The following is a 10,818-nucleotide window of genomic DNA, read 5'->3' on the forward strand; positions in this document are numbered from 1 at the left end:
CATACCTACGGCAAGGCGAAGCTGACGTGGTTTGAAGAGATTTTTGGAAAGTATTAACACCTACAGACAAGCCTGACGATAGCAAGAACTACCCTACTCGATAGGTATCGGCTTTTGCTTTCTGAAAAAAATTATTTTAAGCAATTTGACAAAGCTAGCAACAAAAAATTCTATAAATATTCCCACTATAAAACGCATAGTATCAAGCTTGTTCAACACCTGATACTATGCGTGTTTGTGATTTTTAAGATTTTGTGCCTAGAGTCGACTCCTTATTTTAGATATTTGAAAGGAATCTCACTCCCACAGAGCCAGTTATAAACCTGGTCATTGACAAAAACATTCATGGCTTCGTGGGCATACTCAGGCATGATGCGATAAGCCTTATCGCAGATCAAACGATTGTAAATCGCAAACTGGGTAATGGGATAGCAAACATCGTCGTCCAAGCCCGTAATCATCTTAACCTCACCTTGGATACGATGGGCAAGATTTTTGACATCGATATAGGCAAGGGTCGCCATGATTTCCTCCTCTGTTTCATGAAAAGGATCGTGGAACTTGAAATAACGGAAAAGTTCATCATAAGCCTCACTAGTATTGCCAATCTCAATCACCCGTCTGAAGTCTGACAAGAAGGGATAGATGGAAACTGTTTTCTGAATTCGAGGATTGAGCGCTGCTGCAACCAAAGCTAGAGCACCACCTTGAGAGGCACCATAGCTAGAAAGACGCTTCTCATCTACCTCAGGCAGATTAGCAATAATTTCAACCAACTGGTAAATGTCCAGATAAACATCCTTATAAAAGAGGTGATCCCGACCCTCCACAGCACCACGGATAATATGTCCCTTAACCGTATTTCCTAGAGGAGAACGCAAACCGTCTTGTGAATAGCCCGACTGGCCTCGAACATCCATGGAAACAACACCGTAACCAGCTACGGTGAAGCCCAGCATGTCGGCCCAATCCCAACCACGTCCCATATAACCATGGAAATGGAAGATTAGCGGAACCTTCTCCTCACTCTTTGGAAGAACGACGCGTGCATAGACCTTGCCTTCATTGCTTCCTTCAAAGGTTAGTTCATAGCACTTGACTTGAGGAATGTGGAAATCTCTTTCCTCCAAGTGGTAGGCTGGAAGCGTGGAAACTTTTTTCACTTCCTCATCCCAGAAAGCATCAAAATCTTCCGGAACCTCGTCCCTGCCTTTATAAGTCTTCATTTCTTCTAACAAAGCTGGATTTTTCATAGCATGCTCCTTTTATTTTGTAATCGCTACCACAACTGTAGCACATCTAAGAAAGCAATGCAAGAAAGAAGGATAAATAGAAAGTGAATTTAGCTTTTCCTCCTTCAAGCCTATTGACTGAAAGTAGTTTTAGAAACGAAAAAAGAGCATTTCGCTCTTCTTCCTTTATTCAATCTTAGTTTTTTGCTTCTTTCTTTTGGAAAGTAGTTTGGTAATTTACTTTAATCGTTACTGTCATATGAGAGTCCTCGTTTCTTTTTGATGACTCTAGTATAAGGGTCAAACCTGAAAGCTAGCTTAAGTTTTCCTTAGAGAAAGCTTAATCCAGATGTTCTTTCTTTTCCAAATGAAGGGCAATCATGCGCCACTCTGGATCCTCTTGCCAGCCTTCAATAGAACTAATGTAGCTAGCAACCTTTCTGGCTTCTTCTAAAATCGGAAAATCTTCGATAATATCAGCTACTTGAAACTCTGGGAGTCCTGACTGTCTGGTTCCAAAAATTTCACCTGAACCACGCATTTTCAAATCTTCTTCGGCCAGGACAAATCCATTGGTCGTTTCTGTCATGATGCGCATGCGGTCGTTCCCAGAATCAGTCTTGGGATTGGCAACGAGAACAGCATAGGACTGCTTGTCCCCCCGACCGACACGACCTCTAAGCTGGTGAAGCTGACTGAGACCGAAACGGTCGGCATCCATGATAATCATGACCGTAGCATTAGGAACGTTGACCCCAACCTCGATAACCGTCGTCGAAACCAGAATATCCGTCTTTCTCTCTTTGAAATCCTGCATGATCTGGTCTTTTTCGTCACTCTTCATCTTACCATGTAGAAGAGCCACTTCTGCCTTACCTGCAAAATGAGCCGTCAGCTCTTCTGATAAGGCAATGGCATTTTTCAAATCTAGAGCTTCTGATTCTTCAATCAAAGGAGAGATGACATAGGCTTGAGAACCTTTTTGGATTTCCCCCTCTAACCAAGTCAAAACCTGAGCTAGTTGCTCATGTTTGATCCAGCGCGTCACAATAGGCTTCCGACCTGCTGGCATCTGGTCGATAATGGAAACATCCATATCTCCAAAGGCTGTGATGGCCAGCGTCCGTGGAATGGGAGTCGCCGTCATCATGAGGACATCTGGATTGTCGCCTTTTTCCCGTAAAATACGCCTTTGCCCCACACCAAAACGGTGCTGTTCATCGATGATAATCAAGCCAAGGCGAGCATAATCCACTCCATCCTGAATCAGAGCGTGGGTTCCGATAATCAAATCAGCCTCACCCTTGGCAATGGTCTCCAAGACTTCTCTCTTTTCTGCAGCTTTTAAGGAACCTGTCAAGAGAGCCAGTTTTAGGTCTGGAAAGAGACTCTGTAGACTCTCAAAGTGTTGCTCTGCGAGAATTTCTGTTGGTACCATGAGGGCTGATTGGTAGCCAGCTGTCACTGCCGCAAACATAGCCAAGCCAGCGACCACCGTTTTTCCGCTCCCCACATCCCCTTGCAAGAGACGATTCATGTGGTGATCCGACTTCATGTCTGTCAAAATTTCCTGTAAACTCTTTTCTTGAGCTGGGGTCAAGGAAAAAGGTAGATTTTCTTTAACTACTGTCACTTTTTCCTGAGACCAATTCAGAACCAGACCACTTCCCTGAACTCTATTTTCAGACTTGAGCGTCTGCAATTGCATTTGAAAATAAAAGAGTTCCTCAAATTTGATACGGCGAAGAGCCTGCTTGTATTCTGCCAAATCCTTGGGGAAATGCATGGCACGAACAGCCTGACAACGGGACATGAGTTTGTATTTGTCCAGCAAAGACTGGGGAAGATTTTCCTCAATCAAGAGGTCCAGTCCCTGATCAAAGGCTGTCTTGATAACTTTGACCAGACTGGCCTGACTGATTCCCTGAGCCAGACGATAGACAGGCTGGAGGTCATCTTCTACCTGAGCCAGAACCTTCATCCCAGTCAGACTAGCCTTAGCGCGGTCCCATTTTCCAAAGACAGCAAGAGTTGCTCCCAACTCTATCTTATCAGCTAGATAAGGCTGGTTAAAGAAGTTCACCGCAAAAACGACTTCTCCCTGTTTGAGGCTAAAACGCAGGCGATTGCGCTTAAAACCATAATACTGGACACTGGCAGGAGTCACGACTTGACCAGAAAGAACTGCCTTTTCACCGTCTTCCAGATCTAGCACCTGCTTAGTCTTAAAATCTTCATAACGGAAAGGAAAGTAGAGCAAGAGATCTTGCAAATTTTCAATTCCTAGTTTGGCGTATTTTTCTGCTGACTTTGGTCCCACACCAGGTAAGACATGCAAGGGTTGATGTAGATTCATGCTCCACTCCTTTCTTTTCTAATCATATTCTCTCGGAATGCGGTCGCTGAGAAGACAAACCACCTCATAGTTAATAGTCCCACGGTAGGACGCTACCTGAGTTGCAGTGATTTCCTTATCCCCATTGGAGCCAATCAAGGTTACCTTGGTTCCGAGTGGGTAAGGCTTAGGCAATCGAATAGTGATTTGGTCCATCGAAACCCTGCCGACAATTGGGCAAGCTTGGCCATCTACCAAGACAGAGAAATTTTCCATGTCTCTTGTCCATCCATCTGCATAGCCGATTGGCACGGTCGCGATGACCTGCTCGCTATCTGCCTGATAGGTCGCCCCGTAGCCCATGCAAGCTCCAGCTGAAACTGTCTTGACATGAACCAGAGCAGACTCCAAGGTCAAGGCTGGAATCAAGTCATAGGGTAAATCCAAGACCTCTCCGCTAGGATTAAGACCATACATGGCATCTCCCATACGGATCGCATTAAAAATAGTCTCTGCATGCCAAAGGGTCGTTGCCGAATTACTGGCATGAACCAGCTCTGGAAGACCTTTCATACTTGATAGAATGGTTTTAAACCGTTCTAACTGGGCATTAAAATAGTCATCTGATTCCTCATCAGCAGTCGCAAAGTGGGTAAAGATTCCTTCAACACGAACACCGTGTTGTTGGAGCAAGTCTTGAGCCTGATCAGCCTCACTAGCCTCTCTAAAACCAATCCGTCCCATCCCTGAGTCAATCTTGAGGTGAACTGTCAATCCAGTTAGGTCCGCTTCCTTATCTAAGAGTGCTTGAATCCACTCCAGTCCAGCCACTGTCAAGGTGATGTCATATTCTTTAGCTAGAGCAACAACTTCTAGCTCAGAAACTCCTAAAATGAGGATTGGCTTGCTGAGTCCAGCTTGTCTGAGTTCAATAGCTTCATCAATATTGGAAACGCAGAAGCCATCGACATCATCTTGAATCGCATTGGCAACAGCTACTGCCCCATGCCCATAGGCATTGGCTTTGACCACTGCCCACTTGAGTGTCCCCTCAGGGATATGAGCCCCCATTTGCTGAATATTGTGTCGAATAGCTCCCAGATGAATCAGAGCCTTGGTTGGTCTATGCGGACTAGCTTGCATGATTTTCCTCCAAAATGACACTGGCTGTCACAAACTGATCGGTATGGCTGATAGATAGCCAAATTTTTCCTGAAAATGGTGACTGACTAAAATAAGGCGCCCCGCGTTCATTGTTTAAGACTTCTAAATCCTGAAAACCGAGCTTGCCAATTCCCGTTCCCATGGCCTTGGAAAAGGCTTCTTTAGCCGACCAGCGACCAGCCAAATATTCGATTTGCCTGCGCCCTTTAAGACTGTTAAACCGTTCCATTTCCTTGGCTGTCAGCACGCGCTTGGCAAAGCCTTCATGTCGTGCAGCCGCTCTTTCTATCGAAGCCAATTCTTCGATGTCAATTCCGTGTCCAACTATCATTCTCATCAAAAGGAGTTGAGATTCCCCAACTCCATCCTTTTCACTTATTCTGCCAAGGTAGCATAGATTTCTTCTACCAAAGCCTCTGTATTTTCCCAACCTAGGCAAGGATCTGTAATAGAGCAGCCAAAGACCTCTGGTTGGTTTTGACGACCATCTGCTAGGTAAGATTCAATCATAAATCCTCGAACTGTCTTTTTAATTTTCTCATTCCAATCACGATTTTGCAAGGTCTGGCGAACAATTCGAATCTGCTCCATATACTGCTTGCCTGAGTTATCATGGTTGGTATCAATGAGGATAAAGGGATTTTCAAGTCCCATGGTTTCATAGCGTTCAATGGCTTGGAGTAGGTTTTCATAGTAGTAATTCGGCATATAATTGCCATACTCGTTAACTGCTCCACGGAGGATGACATGGGACAAAGGATTACCTGAAGTCTCAACTTCCTGCCCATGATAAAGGAAGGTTTGCTTATTTTGAGCAGCATAGATGGCGTTAAACATAACACCCAAATTTCCTGAGGTTGGATTTTTCATCCCTACTGGTGCATCAATCCCAGAAGCCACAAAGCGGTGCTCTTGGTCTTCCACAGAACGAGCTCCAACAGCATGGTAGCTGACCAAGTCATCCACCAAAATTAGATTTGACGGATAAAGCATCTCATCTGCCGTCGTCAAACCAGTCTCTGTAATCACTCGGTAGTGCAACTGGCGCACAGCCTGCAAACCGTTAATCAGGCTTGGAGCCTTAGAAGTGTCTGGCTGGTGAACCAACCCTTTATAGCCGTCTCCGTTGGTACGAGGCTTAGCAGTATAAACGCGCATAACCATGAAAATCTTGTCCGCTACCTTCTTTTGCAAGGCTGACAAGCGGCGGGCATATTCCAAGACAGCTTCTTCATTATCAGAAGAGCAAGGACCAATTACCAAAAGGAGACGGTCATCTTCCCCTGAAATAATGTCTGCCAATTCCCTGTCACGGCTTTCCTTGAGTCTCAAGGCTTCCGCAGACAATTGGGTTTCAGCCTTAATGACTTCCATATCGATTTCTTGACCTTTTTCAATAAATGCCATCTTATTCTCCTAACGTTTTGTAAATTTCTCTGACAAGAGCTTCTGTGTTATCCCAACCCAAGCAAGGGTCTGTGATAGACTTACCAAATACTTCTGGCTCATTTTGTCGACCATCTTCCAGATAAGACTCAATCATAAAACCACGAACGAACTGCTTAATTTTTTCATTCCAAGCACGGTTAATCAAGGTCTGGCGGACAATTCGGATCTGTTCAATATACTGCTTACCAGAATTGTCATGATTGGTATCAATGATGATAAAAGGATTTTCCAAGCCCATTTTCTCATACTGGGCAATGGTCTCAATTAAATTGTCATAATAGTAGTTGGGAATATTGTTACCATACTCATTAAGAGCACCACGAAGAATAGCGTGTGAAAGCGGGTTCCCAGTTGTTTCTACTTCTTTTCCTAAGAAAAGGAAACTTTGTTTGTTTTGAGCAGCATAAATCCCATTAAACATGACATTGAGATTTCCAGAGGTTGGATTTTTAAAACCAGTAGAAAATCCTGCCCCACTTGCCACAAAGCGGTGTTGCTGGTCTTCAACTGAACGGGCACCAACTGCCATGTAAGAAATCAAATCATCTACAAGCGGAAGGTTTTCAGGATAAAGCATTTCATCAGCAGTTGTCATCCCTGTTTCTGTGATGACACGATAGTGAAGATGGCGAACGGCTTTGATTCCATTGATAAGACTAGGCGCTTCTGTCGCGTTAGGCTGGTGAATCAAGCCCTTATAGCCATCTCCGTTGGTACGGGGTTTGGCAGTATAAACACGCATAACCATAAAGATACGATCTGCCACTTCTTCTTGTAGGACTGCCAAACGCTTAGCGTATTCAAGGACAGCTTCTTCGTTGTCAGATGAGCACGGACCGATTACCAAGAGAATTCGCTGGTCTTCTCCACGCATGATGGCTTCTAGCTCTTGATCGCGCTGTGATTTTCTCTCCAAAGCTTGGCCTTCTAATTTTGATAAGGCACGAACTTCTTCGATATTTATTTTAGGACTTTTTGCTGTAAATACCATAAGTCATCTCCTTATAAAGCAAACGGATACCAAGTAAAAATTTACTTTTCACAAGATATCCGCCTCTAAACTATCTCATTTTATTGTCTTTTACCGTGACAATTTTTAAACTTCTTACCAGAACCACATGGGCAAAGTTGATTGCGTCCAATCTGGCTCAAATCCAAATCTTCTGGCATACTTGCTTGGTGAGCAGCGATATTGCGAGTCGCTGTTGTACTGATATGGCGTTCTGCCTGTGGTCTTTCTTGTTCATGAATTTGTGCTTTCATCATCAAGCGTGTCACATCAAACTCAATCGAACCAATCATATCATTAAACATACGGAAACCTTCTGCCTGATACTCAACAACAGGGTTGTTCTGAGCATAACCACGAAGTCCAACCGCGTTACGCAATTGATCAAGGGCATCGATATGATCTGTCCACTTGTTATCCACCACTCGTAGAATCAAAACTTTTTGGAATTCTTTAACTGCTTCTTCATCGCGTAGTTTTGAAACCTGACTATCATAAACCTTCAAGGCACGTTGAAAAAGCTCTTCCTTGATGGCCTTATCAGACAAGCCTGACAAATCTTCCATCGTAATAGAATCTTCTGGAAGCAAGTTGTACTTAGCAAAGTTCAAAATTGCTTCAAGTTTTTCATCTTGTTTGGCACGCGCATGACCATCGACGACACGTTCAATCGTGCGTTTGTGCATAGCCTGAATTTCAGGTGCCAAGTCACGGTCTGCAGTGATGACATCGTAACGTTGAGCATAGATAATCTCACGTTGTTCACGCATGACATCGTCGTATTGAAGGACTTGTTTACGGGTATCGTAGTTATTTCCTTCGACACGTTTCTGAGCTGCCTCAACCTGACGCGTCAACATACGAGACTCAATGGCCTCTTCAGACATATTCAAGCGTTCAAATATGCCTTTCAAGCGTTCAGAACCAAAACGTTTCATCAAATCATCTTCAAGAGAGAGGTAGAATTGTGACTCACCTGGATCTCCTTGACGACCTGAACGTCCACGAAGCTGGTTATCGATACGACGACTTTCATGACGTTCTGTACCAATCACACAAAGTCCTCCAAGTTCACGAACACCTTCACCAAGCTTGATGTCGGTACCACGACCCGCCATGTTGGTTGCGATGGTAACGGCACCACGTTGACCAGCATTCATGATGATTTGGGCTTCTCTATAGTGATTTTTGGCATTCAAGACTTCGTGAGGAACACCAGCTGCGACCAATTTCTTAGAAATATAGTCACTAGTTTCAACCGCTACTGTACCAACCAAGACAGGCTGACCCTTTTGGTAACGAGCCTTAACGTCTTCGACAACCGCTTTAAACTTAGATTCGATACTTGCATAAAGAAGGTCTGAGTGGTCAATCCGTTGAACAGGACGGTTTGTTGGGATTGGAATCACACGAATGTTGTAGATTTCACGGAATTCTTCTTCTTCAGTCTTACCTGTACCCGTCATACCAGACAATTTCTTGTACATACGGAAAAGGTTTTGATACGTGATTGAGGCAGATGTCTTGGTTTCATCCTGGATTGGCACACCTTCTTTGGCTTCAATAGCTTGGTGCAAGCCATCAGAATAACGACGACCTTCCATGGTACGACCTGTAAATTGGTCGACAATCAAGATTTCTTGCTCTTCGCTCACCACATAGTCAATATCGAGAAGCATGATGTAGTTGGCACGAAGGGCGTTATCGATAAAGTGAGTCAAAGCCACGTTTTCGATGTCATAGAGATTTTCAAGCTTGAAGTAGCTTTCAGCCTTGTCAATCCCTGAATCAGACAAACCAATAGTCTTAGACTGCACATCGATGATGTAGTCGTCTTTGTCCAACGATTTTACATAGTGGTCTGCCATATGGTAGAGCTGACTGGTTTCAACTGCATTAGCACCTGATACAATCAAAGGTGTACGGGCCTCGTCAATCAAGATAGAGTCAACCTCATCGACCAAGGCATAGTTAAGCGGACGTTGTACCATGTTTTCAGCACGAACGACCATGTTGTCACGAAGGTAGTCAAATCCGATTTCTGAGTTGGTTGAGTAAGTAATATCACACTCATAGGCTTCTTTTTTCTCCATTGGAGATTTGGCAGCCAAGTTAATCCCTACTGACAAACCAAGCCATGAGTACAATTCACCCATCTCAGTCGCGTCACGTTCTGATAGGTATTCGTTAACCGTAACTACGTGAACCCCTTTGCCTGAAAGGGCATTGAGGTATACCGGCATAGTCGCAGTCAAGGTTTTCCCTTCCCCTGTACGCATCTCTGGCACGTCACCATGGTGAAGAACGATTCCCCCCATGACCTGAACCTTATATGGGAAGAGACCTAGGACACGTTTGGCACCCTCACGGACAACCGCAAATGCTTCATAAAGCAATGAATCCAGCGATTCTCCATTTTGATAACGTTCTTTAAATTCAACTGTTTTTGCTTTTAGTTGGTCATCAGTCAAAGCAGCCATTTGGTCTTCGTATTTGAAAACCTTGTCAGCCATCTTTTCCAGACGACGGATTTCTCCTTTATCATTTTCGATAATTGTTTTTAAAATATTAGCCATGTTTTTCCTTACTTTAAATTCCGAATATTTTAGAATGTTCTTTTAATTTTAGCACAATTACTGATTATTTTCAAGGAAGAATCCCCATTTTGAAAAGGAAAAAGAGGCTAGTTTTCAAGCTAACCTCTCTGACTTTTATGATACTTTAATTGCCAAGAATCGGCAAAATAGCAAATAGGATAAATAAGTTAATCCAAAGAGAAAGACAGCAGATCAATCCAAAAACAAAGAGACTGACTTTCTTGGACAGCAAGGCCATCAAAATGGACAGAATGCCAAAAACTAGCAAGACTTTCTGTATGCTGAAGAGGTCAATCTTTCCCCCCAGAATCGGACTGCCCCAAGGAAGAAAGAAGAAAGCAATCCAGATCAACAGAACTAAACCAATATAGACCTTAGAATAGCGTGTAATAAATGATTTTAGATTCAACATCCTATAGCTCCAATCGTTTCAAAATAAACTCTGATAGCATCCGCAACCCATAAGGTACTTTCTGGTATCCAACGTCTGTTAACTTTTATAAAATCGACTAACTGACGATTACACTCACAATTAGCTCCAATACCAGCTCCCCACTTGTAACATCTATCATGATTTTGACAACCTTGATCCAAAACATCCACTACAGGTAGAGTAAATCCTTCCCCGTCGTAACCAGGACCACAGTAATTCCCGTGAACAGGCAATCCTGCCTTAAAATATTTAGCAGGTGTAAACGTATTTGAACTATAGTCTTCGCTTATTGTCTCTACCAATAAACCCATGTCAATTACATCTTTCGATTGTTTATCTTGAACCGCTTTATCATAATCAAAATAAATCCTATCTTTATCTTTTACAAGATAACTCTTCAACAATTCTCCGTTACGAAAACTTCTATCGCTAACTTCCAAAGAGTTTAAGTTATCATGTGAATTAGAGTCTGCAAAAACATTTTTTTCAGCAAATAAAAGTAAAAAGGCAGATAAAGCAACTAAACAAATTTTAACGATAGTTTTCATGACTACTCCTCCTAATAAACATAAGTTATAATCTAAATACACAAACAATAT

Annotated in this window: 9 protein-coding genes; all 9 read right to left on the minus strand. The window is 43.2% G+C overall.

Translation table 11 applies throughout. The features are described 5' to 3' along the window. Nucleotides 1-272: 272 nt before the first annotated feature. The 9 genes from HT715_RS02815 to HT715_RS02855 all read right to left on the minus strand — a co-directional run bounded on the left by HT715_RS02815 (nucleotide 273) and on the right by HT715_RS02855 (nucleotide 10,767). Nucleotides 273-1,253, minus strand: a complete 981-nt coding sequence (locus tag HT715_RS02815) for an acetylxylan esterase (protein ID WP_023940720.1) — start codon at nucleotides 1,251-1,253, stop codon at nucleotides 273-275. 319 nt (nucleotides 1,254-1,572) lie between these two features. Next, entirely contained in the window at nucleotides 1,573-3,588 is a 2,016-nt protein-coding gene (recG, locus tag HT715_RS02820; RefSeq protein ID WP_172922056.1) for an ATP-dependent DNA helicase RecG, read from the minus strand. Nucleotides 3,589-3,606: 18 nt separating this feature from the next. After that, nucleotides 3,607-4,710 carry an alanine racemase gene (alr, locus tag HT715_RS02825; RefSeq protein ID WP_023935689.1) on the minus strand — a complete coding sequence of 368 codons (1,104 nt, stop codon included), beginning with the start codon at nucleotides 4,708-4,710 and terminating at the stop codon, nucleotides 3,607-3,609. Next, nucleotides 4,700-5,062 (minus strand): holo-ACP synthase, encoded by a 363-nt coding sequence (gene acpS, locus HT715_RS02830; RefSeq protein WP_031233486.1) that lies wholly within the window; start codon nucleotides 5,060-5,062, stop codon nucleotides 4,700-4,702. The genes alr and acpS overlap by 11 nt, the downstream gene beginning before the upstream one ends. A 44-nt stretch (nucleotides 5,063-5,106) precedes the next feature. Further along, a complete protein-coding gene (locus HT715_RS02835; RefSeq protein ID WP_000864063.1) occupies nucleotides 5,107-6,138 on the minus strand; it encodes a 3-deoxy-7-phosphoheptulonate synthase in 1,032 nt (343 codons plus the stop codon). Between the two features lies 1 nt (nucleotide 6,139). Beyond that, nucleotides 6,140-7,171 (minus strand): 3-deoxy-7-phosphoheptulonate synthase, encoded by a 1,032-nt coding sequence (locus HT715_RS02840; protein ID WP_000232197.1) that lies wholly within the window; start codon nucleotides 7,169-7,171, stop codon nucleotides 6,140-6,142. Between the two features lie 80 nt (nucleotides 7,172-7,251). Beyond that, on the minus strand, nucleotides 7,252-9,765 hold the full coding sequence (secA, locus tag HT715_RS02845; RefSeq protein WP_001274079.1) for a preprotein translocase subunit SecA: 2,514 nt from the start codon (nucleotides 9,763-9,765) through the stop codon (nucleotides 7,252-7,254). 145 nt (nucleotides 9,766-9,910) lie between these two features. Beyond that, the gene (locus HT715_RS02850) at nucleotides 9,911-10,198 is read right to left on the minus strand and encodes a hypothetical protein (protein WP_000933381.1); all 288 of its coding nucleotides are present in this window, start codon (nucleotides 10,196-10,198) and stop codon (nucleotides 9,911-9,913) included. Then, a complete protein-coding gene (locus tag HT715_RS02855) occupies nucleotides 10,192-10,767 on the minus strand; it encodes a phospholipase (protein ID WP_138705497.1) in 576 nt (191 codons plus the stop codon). Before HT715_RS02855 ends, HT715_RS02850 begins: the two co-directional genes overlap by 7 nt. Nucleotides 10,768-10,818 lie beyond the last annotated feature (51 nt).

Origin of the sequence: Streptococcus sp. 4155, from assembly GCF_013276695.1 — a bacterium.
Lineage (GTDB): Bacteria > Bacillota > Bacilli > Lactobacillales > Streptococcaceae > Streptococcus > Streptococcus pseudopneumoniae.

Excerpts from the sequence above, each read along its gene's own strand:
- HT715_RS02815 (WP_023940720.1), bottom strand. The coding sequence starts at position 1,253 with ATGAAAAATCCAGCTTTGTTAGAAGAAATGAAGACTTATAAAGGCAGG.
- recG (WP_172922056.1), bottom strand. The coding sequence starts at position 3,588 with ATGAATCTACATCAACCCTTGCATGTCTTACCTGGTGTGGGACCAAAG.
- alr (WP_023935689.1), bottom strand. The coding sequence starts at position 4,710 with ATGCAAGCTAGTCCGCATAGACCAACCAAGGCTCTGATTCATCTGGGA.
- acpS (WP_031233486.1), bottom strand. The coding sequence starts at position 5,062 with ATGATAGTTGGACACGGAATTGACATCGAAGAATTGGCTTCGATAGAA.
- HT715_RS02835 (WP_000864063.1), bottom strand. The coding sequence starts at position 6,138 with ATGGCATTTATTGAAAAAGGTCAAGAAATCGATATGGAAGTCATTAAG.
- HT715_RS02840 (WP_000232197.1), bottom strand. The coding sequence starts at position 7,171 with ATGGTATTTACAGCAAAAAGTCCTAAAATAAATATCGAAGAAGTTCGT.
- secA (WP_001274079.1), bottom strand. The coding sequence starts at position 9,765 with ATGGCTAATATTTTAAAAACAATTATCGAAAATGATAAAGGAGAAATC.
- HT715_RS02850 (WP_000933381.1), bottom strand. The coding sequence starts at position 10,198 with ATGTTGAATCTAAAATCATTTATTACACGCTATTCTAAGGTCTATATT.
- HT715_RS02855 (WP_138705497.1), bottom strand. The coding sequence starts at position 10,767 with ATGAAAACTATCGTTAAAATTTGTTTAGTTGCTTTATCTGCCTTTTTA.